Origin of the sequence: Streptomyces sp. R-07 (genome assembly GCF_049913175.1) — a bacterium.
Taxonomy (GTDB): domain Bacteria; phylum Actinomycetota; class Actinomycetes; order Streptomycetales; family Streptomycetaceae; genus Streptomyces.
In genome coordinates this window covers 8021868-8037278 of record NZ_CP183978.1, presented here as the reverse complement: position 1 = coordinate 8037278, position 15411 = coordinate 8021868, and the positions used below count along the sequence as shown (strand labels likewise).

At 71.8% G+C, this 15411-nt stretch carries 15 protein-coding genes; 7 read left to right on the top strand and 8 right to left on the bottom strand.

Annotated features, from left to right (window positions below):
* Positions 1-48 precede the first annotated feature (48 nt).
* The 4 genes from ACN9M0_RS36685 to ACN9M0_RS36670 form a co-directional block, all read right to left on the bottom strand.
* The gene (locus tag ACN9M0_RS36685) at positions 49-378 is read right to left on the bottom strand and encodes a trypco2 family protein (RefSeq protein ID WP_366037738.1); all 330 of its coding nucleotides are present in this window, start codon (positions 376-378) and stop codon (positions 49-51) included.
* A gap of 54 nt (positions 379-432) precedes the next feature.
* Positions 433-2082 carry a hypothetical protein gene (locus tag ACN9M0_RS36680; RefSeq protein WP_366037739.1) on the bottom strand — a complete coding sequence of 550 codons (1650 nt, stop codon included), beginning with the start codon at positions 2080-2082 and terminating at the stop codon, positions 433-435.
* Positions 2083-2319: 237 nt separating this feature from the next.
* Positions 2320-3744: a DUF4157 domain-containing protein gene (locus ACN9M0_RS36675; RefSeq protein WP_399695684.1), complete on the bottom strand. Its 1425-nt coding sequence runs from the start codon at positions 3742-3744 to the stop codon at positions 2320-2322.
* Positions 3745-4391: 647 nt separating this feature from the next.
* Entirely contained in the window at positions 4392-4823 is a 432-nt protein-coding gene (locus tag ACN9M0_RS36670; protein WP_366037740.1) for a subtilase-type protease inhibitor, read from the bottom strand.
* Between the two features lie 344 nt (positions 4824-5167).
* Here ACN9M0_RS36670 and ACN9M0_RS36665 point away from each other — a divergent pair, with 344 nt between their 5' ends.
* Both ACN9M0_RS36665 and ACN9M0_RS36660 read left to right on the top strand, forming a co-directional pair.
* Positions 5168-5506, top strand: a complete 339-nt coding sequence (locus ACN9M0_RS36665) for a thioredoxin family protein (RefSeq protein ID WP_399695216.1) — start codon at positions 5168-5170, stop codon at positions 5504-5506.
* Between the two features lie 129 nt (positions 5507-5635).
* The gene (locus ACN9M0_RS36660; RefSeq protein WP_366037742.1) at positions 5636-5872 is read left to right on the top strand and encodes a HutD family protein; all 237 of its coding nucleotides are present in this window, start codon (positions 5636-5638) and stop codon (positions 5870-5872) included.
* A gap of 504 nt (positions 5873-6376) precedes the next feature.
* Here ACN9M0_RS36660 and ACN9M0_RS36655 read toward each other — a convergent pair.
* Positions 6377-6727, bottom strand: coding sequence for a hypothetical protein (locus ACN9M0_RS36655; protein ID WP_426405036.1), 351 nt, complete (start codon positions 6725-6727; stop codon positions 6377-6379).
* A 188-nt stretch (positions 6728-6915) separates the two neighbouring features.
* Here ACN9M0_RS36655 and ACN9M0_RS36650 point away from each other — a divergent pair, with 188 nt between their 5' ends.
* The 4 genes from ACN9M0_RS36650 to ACN9M0_RS36635 are packed head-to-tail and all read left to right on the top strand — an operon-like array spanning position 6916 to position 11157.
* Positions 6916-8133, top strand: coding sequence for an MFS transporter (locus ACN9M0_RS36650; RefSeq protein ID WP_426405035.1), 1218 nt, complete (start codon positions 6916-6918; stop codon positions 8131-8133).
* 32 nt (positions 8134-8165) lie between these two features.
* Positions 8166-8945 carry an aldo/keto reductase gene (locus ACN9M0_RS36645; RefSeq protein ID WP_426405034.1) on the top strand — a complete coding sequence of 260 codons (780 nt, stop codon included), beginning with the start codon at positions 8166-8168 and terminating at the stop codon, positions 8943-8945.
* Positions 8921-10288 carry an APC family permease gene (locus ACN9M0_RS36640; protein WP_426405385.1) on the top strand — a complete coding sequence of 456 codons (1368 nt, stop codon included), beginning with the start codon at positions 8921-8923 and terminating at the stop codon, positions 10286-10288. The genes ACN9M0_RS36645 and ACN9M0_RS36640 overlap by 25 nt, the downstream gene beginning before the upstream one ends.
* 5 nt (positions 10289-10293) lie before the next feature.
* On the top strand, positions 10294-11157 hold the full coding sequence (locus ACN9M0_RS36635) for a carbon-nitrogen hydrolase family protein (protein WP_426405033.1): 864 nt from the start codon (positions 10294-10296) through the stop codon (positions 11155-11157).
* Positions 11158-11172: 15 nt separating this feature from the next.
* On the opposite strand, the gene ACN9M0_RS36630 is transcribed toward ACN9M0_RS36635, so the two are convergent.
* The 3 genes from ACN9M0_RS36630 to ACN9M0_RS36620 are packed head-to-tail and all read right to left on the bottom strand — an operon-like array spanning position 11173 to position 14364.
* Complete coding sequence (locus ACN9M0_RS36630) at positions 11173-12285, bottom strand: PP2C family protein-serine/threonine phosphatase (RefSeq protein ID WP_426405032.1); 1113 nt, start codon at positions 12283-12285, stop codon at positions 11173-11175.
* 1 nt (position 12286) lies between these two features.
* Positions 12287-13768 carry an MFS transporter gene (locus ACN9M0_RS36625; RefSeq protein ID WP_426405031.1) on the bottom strand — a complete coding sequence of 494 codons (1482 nt, stop codon included), beginning with the start codon at positions 13766-13768 and terminating at the stop codon, positions 12287-12289.
* The gene (locus ACN9M0_RS36620) at positions 13765-14364 is read right to left on the bottom strand and encodes a TetR/AcrR family transcriptional regulator (RefSeq protein WP_366039654.1); all 600 of its coding nucleotides are present in this window, start codon (positions 14362-14364) and stop codon (positions 13765-13767) included. Before ACN9M0_RS36620 ends, ACN9M0_RS36625 begins: the two co-directional genes overlap by 4 nt.
* 323 nt (positions 14365-14687) lie before the next feature.
* On the opposite strand from ACN9M0_RS36620, the gene ACN9M0_RS36615 reads away from it, so the two are divergent.
* Positions 14688-15272, top strand: coding sequence for a TMEM165/GDT1 family protein (locus tag ACN9M0_RS36615; protein WP_426405030.1), 585 nt, complete (start codon positions 14688-14690; stop codon positions 15270-15272).
* Positions 15273-15411: the final 139 nt, after the last annotated feature.

The window sequence follows — 15411 nt, the reverse complement described above, 5'->3', positions numbered from 1 at the left end:
ATTCCGGCTCGTCGTCCTGTGCCTTGCCGTGCCCTACCGTGCCGTGCCCTACCGCGTCAGCGTGCCGCCGCCTGCCAGACCCTCGGTCGGGGCGGCGGAATTGGCGATCCTGATGCCCTGGCCGTCCCCGTCCACGGCGCGCAGGGTGAAGGCGATGCGATGGGTGGCCGTCTCGGCCCGGGTGGCTCCCGCCTCGCCGGAGGCGACCCATGCCTTGATGGCGCCCTTGGCGACCTTCTCGCGCCGCAGTTCCACGGTGAACTCCAGTGAGATGTCACCGAGCTCGAACCGGAGTCCTTCGTCCGCGGCGCGGCGCTGAGCGGCGGAGAGCTCCGCCCGCAGATGGTCGATCGCTTCTCCGATCGTGATCTCGTCCATACGGCCACGGTAAGGGTAAATGGCCTGAGCAGAACGGGAGTTGCCGGAACTGGTTCAGTTCCGGCCCATGCCCGGAACGACGTCGAGCTGTACGTGGCGCACGTACTCCTGGAGGGCTTGCCAGTGCGCCTCTTCGTCTTCGTGCCAGGTTCTGAAACCCCACGCCCGTGGGAGGTGGCGGCGCTTGATCCCGAGCACGAACTCGCATACGGGCTCCCGTCGTTCGGCGACGGCCTCGAGCCCTCGCGCGAGCCCGGTCAGGCCGTCCGCCCTAGCCGAGGCGGCGAGAATGTCCGCGACCGCGTAGTACGAGAGAAGGGCCTCCGTGGTCCGGTGCATGCACCGGACGAGCAGGTCCGCGTCCTGCTGGGCACGTTCGTGGAGGCGTCGGTTCCGCGCGAACACGGAACCTGCGCGGGGTTGGAGGTGGCGTTCGATGTTGTCGAAGTCCGGAATATACGGTTCCCTGTCGCCGCTCCGAAGTATGAGCGCATTCATCGTGAGCATGTACGCCTTGCAGTCCGTCCACACCTCCTGTCGGACCTCTCGCGGCAGACCCGGCGCGAGGAACGACTCGAATGCGCCGACGCCGCCCTCGGAGCGGTCGGGAAGCAACGGAACCAGCTCGCGGGCGAGCAGGAACATGTTGCAGGCGTTGAACACGACGAAGGGGTCGCCCGGGCCGTAGGGGGCTTCTCCGTCCGCCATGCTCATCGGTATCAAGGGGCGTGGCGCGGGCAGCGGCTCCGACGAGTGTCTCGGCCGCCGGTTGCGCAGGTAGGAGGCCAGGCAGTCGTCGACCTCGCTCCACATCTCGTGCCGTCTCGGCCCACGGGCACCGTCCCGCGGTCCACCCCAGCTCTCCTGTCCGGAAGCGAGGCCGATGAGTGCGGGGATCACCCAGGACAGATTGGCCATCATCTCCGAGGTGATGGCCGGGAGCCCGAGGGCGAAGCCCCTGTCTCCACCCGAGAGCGGGAGGGTGAGCCTCCTGCTCTCGACAGCAGTGGACAACAGGAGGAAGACCTCCACCCTCGAAGCCACCTCCGCGGCCGCCGTCATACCGACGGCGGGTGACATTCCGTGAGCGAGCAGAAGCATGTCCAGCACGTCGCGCGGCCCGGAATTCGCCGCGGCGAGCCGGGCCGGGTCGGCGAGTCGATCGCTGTTCGGGTCCGCCCTGCCGACGAAGTCGGGATCGGCGAACACACGCATGAGCCGCACGGCCTGGCCGGCCAGCTCCGTGTTCTGCGCCCCGTCGAACATCGCACTCGCCGCGTACGGAGCTCCCTCCCGGACCACTGCCGTCCGAGCGGCTTCCTCGAGTGCGTCGGACAACGCCCCGTGCAGTCCCGCGGCGTCGCGGGCCCGGAGGGCTCGGCTCCGGAGGCGGACGAGGACCAGGCCCTGCGGGACCTGTCCGTCGTTGCGGATGACCAGCTCATCCGGTCCGCTCGAGCGTACGAGCAGGCCCTGACGCAGAGCGTCGCGCAGGGCGAGCAACGTCCGAGCCAGGAGCGCGCCCTCGGACGTTCCGGTGAGCAGCCCCTCGACGCAAGGCGCGTCGGCTTCCGGCTGCAGTGAGGTGAAGACGATGCCCGAGGCGCGCAACGCGGCTTCGACAGCCTCCCGCTCTCTCGCGAGGACACCCGTGAAGAAGTGAAACCGTACCGGCTGGTGCGCGCGTGCTGTCGCCTCCCCCACGAGGGGACAGGATGACACCCGGCCGTATGACAAGCAATGGTCGCGGAGATCGCCTGCAGTACGACGCTCCGTCCGGTAGCCCGACGCCCTCGGGCGGGACGGGACCGCCCCCGCGCGAGCGGGGAGCGGTTCGGTCTCGACTACCGGGCTACCGCGCGGCCGCCCCGGTTCGGCGCTCGGCCCCGTCGGGAGGATGCACGACGTGAAAGCGGTTCGCGCGCAGCTTGGATTACAGGGTCAGATCAGGCCGGATGACGTTTCCTTGCCCAGCCGTACGTCCAGCGCCTCCTCGGCAAGGTGGCCCGGAAGCAGACCGGCGTCCACCAGGCCGTACAACTCCGCGGAGATGTCGGAGGAGATGGGCGTGAGGCCGCCCTCGTTCGCGAAGTAGCCCGCATCGAACTTCTTCCCGATGCCACTGTTCAGACCGGAGGCGCCGAAGCGAAGATTCCTCTCGTTGTTCGAAACGTCGGAGACGATTTGACGGAAGCCGTTCCGCACTCCCTGCGCGTTCCCTTGATTCACTTGAATCCCGGCGATGGTGAGGAAATCGCGCGAGACGTCCTCGACCCGGTAGCTCGGAACGCAGGACCGAATGAAGTTCACCACGCCTGCCTGGTGCTGCTGATTCGCGTGGTTGTAATTCTGCAGGACTTTGTTGAGGACTTTCGCGACGTAGTGATCGGAGAGTCGGTGGTTCCGGGACATCGAAACACCGTTCGGATCCGCCCCGATGTTGCCGGTGGTGGTGAAATTCTGATGTCCGGCCACATCGAAAGGATTGAGGTTCCCTCCCATGTTCGAGATTTCACTCGCCCGCACACCTGCGCGAGGGGAAGGCGCGCCGCCGGTTTGATAGCCGAATATGTTCCTTGTGGCGGGATCAGGTATGCCCATCCTGGTGTAGCCGGCACCGAAGTCGAAATTGGCGTTGACTCCGGCCGTGTAGCCGGGCTGCATCTGCTGCTGCTGCATGAATGCCAGCTGCCGTTGGTAGTCCTGCATTGCCTGTTGTTGGGGGGTCAGAGGCTGACCGCCTTGGTTGGGTTGGTTGAACATGCGTTGCACCGAGGCGGATGCGGAGACGGACGGTGTTCCCTCACTGGAGGGGATGGCACTTTCTTCTTTCTGCTGCACGGGGGTCTGCGACATGACCCGTTGCGCGTTGGCTTCGGCTTCTTGTTCGTAACGGTCCGAGGGGTCGGAGATACTGAGGCCCGCACCGTTGTCGGTGCCGGCCACGGGGCCTTGGCGTTGTTGGATGACGTGGGTGAGTTCATGGGCGAGGGTGTGTTTGTCGGTTCCCCCCTCGCCGAGGGCGATGTCGTTGCCGCTGGTGTAGGCGCGGGCGCCGATTTCGGCGGCGGAAGCCCGGGCGGCGCTGCCGTCGTGGATGCGGACGTCGGAGAAGTCCGCGCCGAGGCGGGACTCCATCTCCTCGCGGAGCGGGACGTCGAGCGGGCGGCCGGGGCCCGCGAGGACGTCGTGGACGGCGGAGCGCTGCACCGCGGGCCGCTCAGCCTGACGATGGCCGCAGCTCGCGCCGTGCTGGTGCAGCTCCCCCTCGTTCCCCTGGACGGGGGGCTGGGCGTAGGGATGGCCCGAGAGCTGGAGCATGCGCAGGACCGCGGCGTTGCCCGCGGTGCGCTGGAGTGCGAGCATTCCGGACGCGTTCAGGGGAGCCGGCGTGCGGGATGGGGAGGCCTTGGCGCTGGGGGCCTGGTCGTGGTGGTGCGCGTGCTGTGCCAACTGAGTGCCTTTCGAGGGGCGGACAAAGCCCACGAGACCCGCTCACGACTCCGGCTCACCAGGTCTGAAGGGGCAGTCTCCGGGGCACGGATGCCGGCCTTCCGGTCACGGGGGCTCTCCCCCGGCGCCCGACGGGATTCGGCCGGGCCGCGCCCAACACGACCGACGTAGCCGCAAAATCACCCGTCTGTGCTCCAGGGCCGGTACGCGCACGGGCTGTTTCCAGCAGCACGGCCGCCCGGTGGCGCGGGCGCTCGTAGACCGGAACGTCCATGACGCGGAAGGCGTGGCGGGCGCGGGCCGCTTCGAGTGAGCCCCAGCCGGAGATCCCCGGGTCGCCGGGCATCTCCGACTGGGCGACTTCGAGCAGCCAGGAGAGATCGACCGTGGGAAATCACGCGCGGGGCGGCCGGGCTCAGGCCGCGTCGGCGCCGGCGGAGCGGCCGCGCGGCATCGGGGCCGGGTGCGCCCATCGGGTGGCCCGCTTCTCGTCCGGCGACGACGTCTCGGCCTTCAGCCGGAGAGCCGTCGGCCCTGGCGCGGCTCCGCTCGGGGGCCGATCAGAACGAGAAGGCCGCTCCCGCGTTCAGGCTGACGCCCATGGTGCAGGCGTTGGCGAAGGTGTACGCCCAGGAGGTACGGGAGCCCTCCCACACTCCGTCCACGGTGACGGTGACGGGGTCGAAGTGCTGCGGGCACATCCGGTCCGGGTCCGGGGCGGCCAGCAGCCCCTCGAAGGCGCCGCCCTCGGAGCCGGCCTTGAGCTCCGCGCAGGCGGCCTCGGGCGCGGGGTGCGTGCCGCCGGCGGTCGGCGCGCAGCTGAGCGTGACCGCTCGCAGGACGGTGGCCGAACTCGCGTCGGCGCCCTTGCTGATGCTCAGCACGACGGCGGAGGGCGTGTACAGACTGTCGGCCTGGGCTTCCGCGACGCCGGCAGTCCCGACGAGACAGAGGAGAGCGGACGCGGAAACCGCGGCGAAACGACGAAGCATGACAGAGACTCGCTTTCGATTCGAAGAGCCAAGGTGGTGTCTGCCTTCGGATCACCACCCCGTTTGCGCTTCGGAGTGTGTCTGACACACAGAGCGACCGCACCTTCGCGGTCAGTATCCGGACACACACCCCCACATGTCGGTGATCGAATGAATGTCCAGCAGGTCAGCCCTGGTGCCGGACCGCTCCGCCACAGGCCCGCACCCGCTCGCTCCAGCCCCGCGGCAACCTCTGGCCTGCGCAAGGACGCGTCAGATTTACCGACCCGTCGTTCAGTACGACCGATAAACGACGCCCGAGGGATGATGGAGTGCAACGACGGAACACCAGGCCAGGAGCTTGCATGGCGAAGCGGGTTCACCAACCCCGTGAGGACGCGGAGTTCGACTTCATCCTCAGGATGAGCGCGGTCCCGGTCCTCGCGTACTTCACCGGGACATGGCCCAAGGCCATCGACCCCTGCCGGGCGATGGACCTCGTCATCGGGGGCATCGCCGACGAGTACACGGGCCGCCTCACGGCCGTCCGGACCGACATCACACGCTGTCCGGCGGCAACCGAGCGGTACGGGATCACTGGAGCCGCCTCCTACATCCTTCTCAAGGACGGGGAGCCGGTGGCACAGGGAACAGGGCCCTCCACCACCGCCGAGATCCGGGAGATCCTCGACGGCCACCTCTGACCGCCGGCACCTCCGAGACCCCGCCACCTCTGCCACGGCAAGCGGCGCCTTCCCACAGCATCCGGCTCCGGCTCTGATACGAGAGGGCCGGACGCGGCCGACGTCCTTCGCGCACGTGCCACCGACCCGGTGGCGCCGCTCCAGAGCAACGGTGTCCTGCCGACCCGCAACGGGGCATTCGAGCGGCTGCCCGCACGCCCAGGCGACCCGGTCGCGTTCTCCGGCGACCTCATCCTCTCCGCCGAACTCCCCGCCGGGGCCTGCCAGGTGCTCAACATCATGGTGCGGCACGGACACTGGACGGCTCGGGTGGAGTGCGTCGCCGGCCGGATTGCGCCGCCGGCCGGGCACGCCGGATTGTTCTAGGTCCCGCGAGGCCATGGGCAGGCGCGCGAGGACGGGCATGTGATGGCGCCCGGCCAGGGCATGTGGTGGAAGCACGGCGACGCGCCAGGCGAACTGGTCGTCACACCACTCCCCCCCCGATGTTGAGGCTCTGTGGGCGGATCTCACGCCGACGGGCCGACTCCGTCCGGCGGCCGACACCGCCATCGATCTCCGCCACGCCATGGCGGCTTCGTCCGGGCCGGCAGCGTCGACCATCCAGGGCCGCGTACCTGGCTCGACGGGATCGTCTCGGCTGCGCCCGGATCGGGCGCGCCGGCGCATCTGTCCCGTGCAGCGGGGACAAAAGACCGAACGGCCGGGACCCTCGCTCTGCTGAGCCCGGGCCGACCGCGGCTACCACCCGGCGACGCGGACGCTCGGCGGCGCGTGGAGGACCGCGGTTCCTCCTCGGACTTCGAGCAGGCCGCTGTCGGCCAGGCCCTGCACGACCTTCACGGCCGTCCCCACAGCGATGAAGTCCCCTCACGTGGGCAGCGAAAGCCAGCCGACGTCGCGGTAGGTCACTTCCCTGTGCGCGGCTGAGGCCCACGCCAGGTGGGCGAGAGCCCGCAGTTTCAGAGCGGGCGCATCCTGCTCCCTCGGCCGGGCCGAGGAGCTCCCTCCGGGGCGCCAGGTCGACCTCTCCCAGGTGAGGGTCAGCTGCTGGGCGGGCGGCGTGGGCCCGGGCCGGCTCGCCTTGGCCGCGTTCCACTCCATGCGGAAGTGCGCCGGCAGTACGGCGCGCTCGCGGCGGACCGGTGGCGGCCTCGCCGACCGGATCGGCCGCCCGCACCGGCCGAGGGAGAGCAGCACCTGACGGCAGCGTGCAGTCACACCGAGGTGCCTGGCATCGCCGGGCACCTCGCCCTAGCAGGCCCCGCCGTTCCGGAGCCCAAGGGCGAGCTCCGCCCCCTGGCTCGGCCAGAGCGCAGCACCACCCGCATTTGCACATATAGCGCGCCTGCAATTATTGTGGACGCCGATAAGGGGATCACTCAAGCAACCATGGAAAGGGGCGAGACATGCCGCTCGCGCTAGTCGCTCTTGCAGTCGGTGCCTTTGGCATCGGGACGACCGAGTTCGTCATCATGGGCCTGCTGCCCGGGATCGCCGCCGACTACGGCGTCTCCATCCCCACCGCCGGCCTGCTGGTCACCGGCTACGCGCTCGGTGTCGTCCTCGGCGCGCCGCTGCTGACCGTCCTCGGCAACAAGGTGAGCCGCAAGAAGATGCTCATGGTGCTCATGGGCCTGTTCGTGCTCGGCAACATCCTGTCCGCCCTCGCCCCGAGCTTCGGGATCATGCTGACCGGACGCGTGATCGCCTCGCTCGCCCACGGTTCGTTCTTCGGCATCGGCTCCGTCGTCGCCGCGGGCCTCGTCGCCCCGAACAAGAAGGCCGGCGCCATCGCCACCATGTTCACCGGCCTGACCGTCGCCAACATCGTCGGCGTGCCGCTCGGCACCTTCATCGGGCAGACGGTCGGATGGCGCACCACCTTCGCCGTCGTCGCCGCGCTCGGTGTGATCGGCCTGCTCGGCATCGCGAAGCTCGTACCCGCCATGCCCCGCCCCGAGGGCGCCCGCCTGCGCCGGGAGCTGACCGCGTTCCGCAACCCGCAGGTGCTGCTCGCGATGGCGATGACCGTCCTCGGCTTCGGCGGCGTCTTCGCCGCCATCACCTACATCGCCCCGATGATGACCCACGTCGCCGGCTACTCCGAGGGCGCGGTCACCTGGCTGCTCGTCCTCTTCGGCGTCGGCATGTTCCTCGGCAACCTCCTGGGCGGCCGGTACGCCGACCGCGCGCTGATGCCCCTGCTGTACGTCACCCTCGGCGGGCTCGCGGTCGTCCTCGCGCTGTTCACGGTGGCCGCCCACGACAAGGTCCTCTCCGCGATCGCGATCTTCCTCATCGGGGCCCTCGGCTTCGCCACCGTGCCGCCGCTGCAGAAGCGCGTCCTCGACCAGGCGCACGGCGCGCCGACCCTGGCCTCCGCCGTCAACATCGGCGCGTTCAACCTCGGCAACGCGATCGCCGCCTGGCTCGGCGGCCTCGTCATCGCCGCCGGCCTCGGCTGGACCGCCCCCGACTGGGTCGGAGCCCTCCTCGCCGCCGGCGCCCTCCTCCTGGCCTTCCTCTCCGCCCACCTCGACCGGCGCGGCCGCGCCGCGTCCACCTCCCCCGAGGCCCCGGCACCGGCCGAGCGGCCGCTCACCGCCGCTGCCACCCCCCACTGATCAAGCACCTCACGACAGAAGGCCGCACCATCATGTCCCTCCCCCACGTCCCCACCGTCACCCTCGGCAACGGCACCGCGATCCCCCAGCTCGGCTTCGGCGTCTTCCAGGTCCCCGACGACGAGACCGCCGCCGCCGTCACCCACGCCCTCGAAGCCGGCTACCGCTCCGTCGACACCGCCGCGATCTACGGCAACGAGGCCGGGGTCGGCCGGGCGCTCGCCGCCTCCGGTCTCGCCCGCGAGGAGCTCTACGTCACCACCAAGCTGTGGAACGCCGACCAGGGGTACGACTCCACCCTCCGCGCCTTCGACGACAGCCTCGCCAAGCTCGGTCTCGACCACGTCGACCTGTACCTCATCCACTGGCCCGCCCCGGCCCGTGACCTGTACGTCGACACCTGGCGCGCCATCGAGAAGCTGGTCACCGACGGGCGGGTCCGCACCGCCGGTGTCTCCAACTTCCAGCCCGCGCACCTGGAGCGGCTGCTCGACAGCAGCGACCTCGTCCCGGCCGTCAACCAGATCGAGCTCCACCCGGCGCTCCAGCAGCGCGAGCTCCGCGAGCTGCACGCCGTCCACGGCATCGTCACCGAGGCGTGGAGCCCGCTCGCCCAGGGAGCAGTCCTCGCCGACCCGGTCCTCACCGCCCTCGCCCGCCGGCACCCCGCGCATCCGACACGCCACCCTCTTCGGCACCACCCCTCGGAAAGGGGCTCCGGGGCGATTCCGTCGGCCTCCTCGCCACGACCGCCCTCGGGCTCGCCTCCGTCGCCCCCGCCTACAGCATCGCGATCACGCTGGGCCTGGTGACCCTCGTGGTCGGCGACCAGGCCCCCGCGGCCCTGCTCCTGGGCTTCGTGCCGATCCTCCTCACGGCCTTCGCGTTCCGGGAGCTCAACCGGCGCATGCCGGACTGCGGCACGACCTTCGTGTGGAACACACGGGCGTTCGGCCCGGCCGTCGGCTGGGTGGCGGGCGGCTGGACCGTCCTGGTCGCGACCGTCCTCGCGATGACGGCGCTCGCCGAGGTCGGAGCCTCCGCGCTCCTCGCCTTCCTCGGGCTCGACGCGGCGGCCGACAGCACCTTCGCCGTGACCGCGGTCGCCGTCCTGCTGATCGCCTTCGTCGTCACCGTCGCCTACCGGGGCATCCAGCTCGCCGCCCACGTGCAGTACGCGATGGTCGGCCTCCAGCTCCTCGCGCTGCTCGCCTTCGGCGTCGCGGCCTTCGCACGGGACGGCGCCGCCGCCCCGTCCCTGAGCTGGGTCGACCCCTTCGCCTTCGACGACTTCGGCTCCTTCGCCGAGGCCGTGCTCCTCTGCCTGTTCATCTACTGGGGCTGGGACGCCCTGATCACCTTCAACGAGGAGACCGTCGACAGCGGCCGCACCCCCGGCAGGGCGGCGATCGCCTCCACGCTGATCCTGCTCGTCACCTACCTCTTCACCGCGTTCGCCGCGATCACCTTCGCCGGGACCGGCACCGGCGGGCTCGGACTCGGCGACGAGGAGAACGCGGCCGACGTCCTCACCCACCTCGCCCCCACCGTGCTCGGCGGCGCCGCGAGCCGGCTCGTCACGCTCGCCATCGCCGTGTCGGCCGTGGGCGCCCTCCTGACCTGCGCGGGCTCCACCCCGCGGAGCACGCTCTCGATGAGCGCGCACGGCGCCCTGCCCGCCGCCTTCGGACGCATGCACCCGCGCTTCCGCACTCCCGCCTTCGGGACGGTGTTCTGCGGAGCGGTCGCGGCCGTCGCCCTGGTCCTGCTCACCCTGGTCTCCGCCGACTTCCTCGGCGACGCCATCCTGTCCATAGGCCTGCTGATCGCCTTCTACTACGGCGTCACCGGCTTCGCCTGCGCCTGGTACTTCCGCCGGCAGCTGCGGAACTCCCCGCGCGACCTGCTGGCCAAGGGCGTCCTCCCGGCGGCCGGCGGACTGATGATGCTGGCGGCGTTCGTCCGCAGCGCGTACGACATGGCCGACCCCGCCTACGGCTCCACGTCGATCGGCGGAGTCGGCGGAGTCTTCCTCCTCGGCGTCGGCTCGATCGTGCTCGGCGGCGTCGTGATGCTGCTCGTCCGCACCCGCCACCGCCGCTTCTTCCAGGACGGCCGCACGGCCGTCACCGCCCTGTCCGTCACGGAGAACTGACACCCATGCGCACCCTCGCCATCGCCGCCGTCCAGACCACCCCCGTCGCCCACGATCCGAAGGCGAGCTGGGACCGGTTCGCCGACCAGGTCCGCGCGGTACGCGACACCTTCCCGCACGTCCAGCTCGTCGTCGTCCCGGAGCTGCTGCTCTCCGCGGAGGCACCGCTGCTCCAGGCCCGCGCGGGCTGGATGCGGGAGGCCGCCGTACGGATCCCCGGGCCGCTGACCGACCGGCTCGGCGCCCTGGCCCGCGAGACCGGCCTCTGGCTCGTCCCGGGCAGCGTCTACGAGCAGTCCGACGACGGCCACGTCTACAACACGGCCCTCGCCGTCTCCCCCGCGGGCGAGATCGTCGCCCGCTACCGCAAGGTCTTCCCCTGGCAGCCGTACGAGCAGACGCGGCCCGGCAGCGAGTTCGTCGTCTTCGACCTGCCCGGCATCGGCCGCGCGGGACTGGCCATCTGCTACGACGGCTCGTTCCCGGAGACGGCGCGCCAGCTGGCCTGGCTGGGCGCCGAGGTCGTCCTCCAGCCGACGCTGACGACCACCCGCGACCGCGAGATGGAACTGGTCTGCGCCCGGGCCAACGCCTGGACGAACCAGCTGTACGTCGTCAACGTCAACGCCGCCGACCCTGCAGGTGTCGGCGCCAGTGCCATCGTCGACCCGGAGGGAATCGTCCGGCAGCAGGCGGGCACCGGCGAGGAGGTCCTCGTCGACGTCCTCGACCTCGACACCGTCACCCGGGTCCGTACGTACGGCTCTGCCGGCATCAACCGGCCCTGGGCGCAGCTCGCCCGCCACGGCGACCGGATCGAACTGCCGATGTACGGAGGCACGTTCCGGCCGGTGCCTTCGCGCGACTGAGCGGGCGCGGCCTCGTCAGGCGCTTTCGGGCGGGCGGACCACGAGGACGGCGGCCACGTCGTCGTCGAGGCCGTCCGCCCCGTAGGCGGCGAGGTCGCGGTGGAGGAGCGCGGGCAGCTCCGCGGCGGGCTCCCGGGCCCAGCCGCGCAGGCGCAGCTCCAGTGGGTAGAAGGTGCCGGCACGGTCGCGTGTCTCGCTCACGCCGTCGGTGTAGAGGAGCAGCCGGTCGCCCGTGCCGAAGGGCACCTCCTCGATCCGGTGGTGGCTGTCGGCGAGGCCCGCGAGGTTGACGGGCAGCGAGGGGTCGGCGAAGTGCACGGGCTCGACGCCGGTCGCGCGCTGGAGCAGCGGGGCGGGGTGGCCGCAGCTGAGGAGCCGTACGACGTCACGGCCGTCGGGGAGCTCCACCAGGACGACGGTGGCGAAGCGTTCGGCGGCATCGGAGTCGGGGTCCCAGGCGCCGTAGCGGGCGAGGCCCTCGTCGAGCCGGTCCGCGAGGTCCGCGAGGTCGCGGGCCTCGTTGACGGCGGCGCGGAAGGAGCCGAGCAGGACGGAGGCGGTCTCGACGGCGCCGAGGCCCTTGCCCTGGACGTCGCCGAGCATGACGCGCACCGCGCCGGGGATCCTGACGGCCTCGTAGAAGTCGCCGCCGATCCTCGCCTTGGCCGCGGCCGCGACGTACAGCAGGTGCAGGTCGAACCGGCCGAGGCGTTCGGGCAGCGGGCGCAGGACGACCCGCTGGACGACCTCGGCGACGGCGGTGACCTCCTGCAGGTCCCGCTCGTAGCGGGTCCTGACGTGGCTGACCCAGGCCGCCACGGCGGTCACGACGACGATGACGGCCTCGCTGCCGAGGAGCTCGGAGAGGGACGTCACGTCCCGGGTGGGGGCGAGGAGCACGCGGGCGACCAGGGCGAGGAGCCCGATGCCGACGGTCCCGCGCACGCTCCAGGTGACGGCGGCGAGCGCGGGCGCGGCGACCAGGAGACGGTCGAAACGCTCCCGGTCGGGGGTGACCAGGTCGGCGACGACCGTCAGGACCAGGACCAGGAAGGGCAGGGCGCGACCCAGGTTGAACTGGGTGCGCGCCGCCGTGCCGGGAGGGCGACGGTGACCGGCGGCGGGCATCTCATGATCGTACGCAGCGCCGTCGGCCGGGCTCGGGTGCCGCCGGCTCCGGGCGTGTCCTCCGGTGGCCCGCGCGGCCGGGCAGGGCGAGGGCGGCGGGGACGGCGAGCGCGGCGATCAGCGCCAGGGCGGGGAGGGCGGCGCCCCGGGCCGGTACGAAGCCGCCGTCCGGGACGAGGGCCACGAGCAGGGTCGCGGTGGCGACGCCGAGCGCCGGTCCGACGTTCATCACGGTCTGCTGGAGGCCGCCGGCGACCCCGGCGTGCGCCTCGGGGGCGCGGTGCACGACGACGGAGGTCGCGGTGACCATGAGCGTGACGAACCCGGCTCCGAGCAGCGCGGCGGCGGCGCCGACGGGGGCCGCGCCGGCCGTGGCGTCGAGCCGGGAGAGCAGCAGGACCCCGAGGGTGAGCAGCGCGGCACCGGTCGTCGCGGTGCGCCGGGGCCCGAAGCGGCGCTGGAGCGGCGGACAGAACGGCGCGCCGAGCACCATGAGGACGGCGAGGGGCAGGACGCGCAGCGCGCAGTCGAGGGGGTCGAGCCCCTGGACGTCCTGGAGGAAGTACGTCGCCACGAAGAGCGAGCCGAACAGGGCCGCCGAGGCCGCGAGGAGCGCGGCGAGCCCCGCGACGACCGGCACGCTCCGGACCAGTTCCGGAGGCAGGAGGGGACGCGCGACCCGCCGCTCGTGGAGGGCGAAGGCCACACCGGCGCAGAGCGCCGCGCCGCAGGCGAGGACGGCGGCCCCGGTCCCGCCGGGGCGGGACGCCTCGTCGAGCCCGTGCACGAGCAGGCCGAGCGTGGCGGCGAGGAGGAGGGCGCCGAACGGGTCGAGCGCGACGAGGCCGCGCGCAGGGCGGTCGGCGGGGTCCGTCCGCGGGTGCTTCGGCGGGGCGAGCGCGGTAAGGCCGGTCGTCGGACGGTCGGCGGGGTCCGTCCGCGGGTGCTTCGGCGGGGCGAGCGCGAGCAGGCCGATCGCGAGGGTCGGGGGCACCCCGAGGAGGAAGACCGCGCGCCAGCCGTACGAGGAGACCAGCGCGCCGCCGACGACGGGGCCGGCCGCGGCGGCGAGGCCGATGGCGGCGGTGCGCACCGCGATCGGGGTCGCGAGCCGTTCGGGCGGGTAGGCGGTGCGCAGCATGCCGAGGGTGGCGGGCTGGAGGAGCGCCCCGCACACGCCCTGGAGCACCCGCAGCGCGATCACGGTGCCGATGCCGGGGGCGAGGGCGATTCCGGCGGAGGCGGCGGCGAAGCCGAGGGCGCCGACGGCGAACACCCTGCGGTGGCCGTAGCGGTCGCCGAGGCGGCCCGCGAGGACGAGGAGGCTCGCGACGGCGACGAGGTAGCCGGTGCTGGTCCACTGCACCTGGCCGACCTCGGCATGCAGGTCGCGCTGGAGGGCGGGCTGGGCGACGGTCAGGACGGTGCCGTCGAGAGCGACGACGGCGGCACCGACGACGCTGCAGGCGAGGGTGCGGTTCACAGGGCGGCGATCCCGAGGTGGGCGTCGAGTGCCGCGGCCAGCAGCGGGCCCGGGTCGTCACCGCCGGTGGCGAGGCGGAGGCTGCCCCAGTGCCAGAGCTGGGCGATGCCGTGCAGGTTGGCCCAGAGGGCGCCGGCGACGACGGCGGGTTCGGCCTCCGGGCGGACACGGGCGACGAGCCCGGTCAGGTGGGCGAAGAGCGGCAGGCTGGTCTCGCGCAGCCCGAGCCGGCCGCTCTCCAGCAGGTCGTGCCGGAACATCAGCTCGTACATGCCGCGCCGGGTGTCGGCGTAGTCGAGATAGACGCGGGCGAGCGCCCCGATCCGCTCGCGCGCCGAGGCCCCTTCGGGGTCCTCGTCGGCCACGCGGACGGCCAGTTCGGCGAAGCCTTGGCGGGCGATGGCGGACAGCAGGTCCAGGCGCGTCGGGAAGTACCGGCGGGGGGCTCCGTGGGAGACGCCGGCCCGGCGGGCGATCTCGCGCAGCGAGAGGGCCTGGGCCCCCTCGGCGTTCACCAGCTCGACGCCGGCCCGGACGAGCCGGACACGCAGCCCGTCCTCGTGATCGTTCTCGTGATCGTTCTCGTGCAGGGACATAGACACTGTCTACCAAGAGTGAGTAGACAGTGTCTACTCATCGGCGGACAGACACCGCCCACCGGCCCTCGCGCCCCGATCCCTTACACTGGGCGACAGCGAAGGGGAGTAGCCCCGCGAACCGGTCGTCGACACACTGGAACCCGCGGGTTCCCGGTGACCGGGTCCGCGTATCACGCGGACGGGCGAGACCTTCGGCCAGGCATTAGCCGTGTCCGCGTTCCCGTGGGCGTGGTCCGTCATGCCGGGCCGAGTGGTCCTCCTGTCGCCCACCGAGGTGTCATGCGGAGCCATGGGGCCCGGACCCAGCAGAGAGCCCCGGTATGCACCTCGACCCCTTGGCGATCCTCACCGCCTTCGGGCTGATCTTCCTCGCCGAACTTCCCGACAAGACGATGTTCGCGTCCCTCGCCATGGGCACGCGCATGCGTCCGCTGTACGTCTGGATCGGCACGTCCACCGCCTTCCTGGCCCACGTCGCCATCGCCGTGGGCGCCGGCAGCCTGCTCGGGCTGCTCCCGGGCTGGACCGTCAAACTGGTGTCGGCCCTGATGTTCGGCTTCGGCGCGTTCATGCTGCTGCGCGGCGGGGGCGACGACGACGCGGCCGACGAGGGCGGCCGGACGGTCAGCGGCTTCTGGCCCGTCTCCTCGACCGCGTTCATGGCCGTCTTCATCAGCGAGTGGGGCGACCTGACCCAGATCACCACCGCCAACCTGGCCGCCACCAACGGCACCTGGTCGACGGCGATCGGTTCCTTCGCCGCCCTGACGACGGTCTCCGCCCTCGCGCTGCTCGCCGGCCGCTTCATCGCCAAGCGCGTCCCCCTCAAGACCGTGCAGCGCATCGGCGGCGTCTGCATGGCGGGGCTCGCGATCTGGTCCCTGACCGAGGTCTTCACCGGCTGAGCACGCCCCCGGCGCGACGCACGCCCCTTCCCGCTCCGGGAGGGGGCGTGCGGCGTCCCATCCGGAAGGAGCGGCGCCGCCCCGGGCCAGGAAGGGGCGTGCGGCGTCCCGCTCGGGAAGGAGCGGCGCCGTCCCGGGC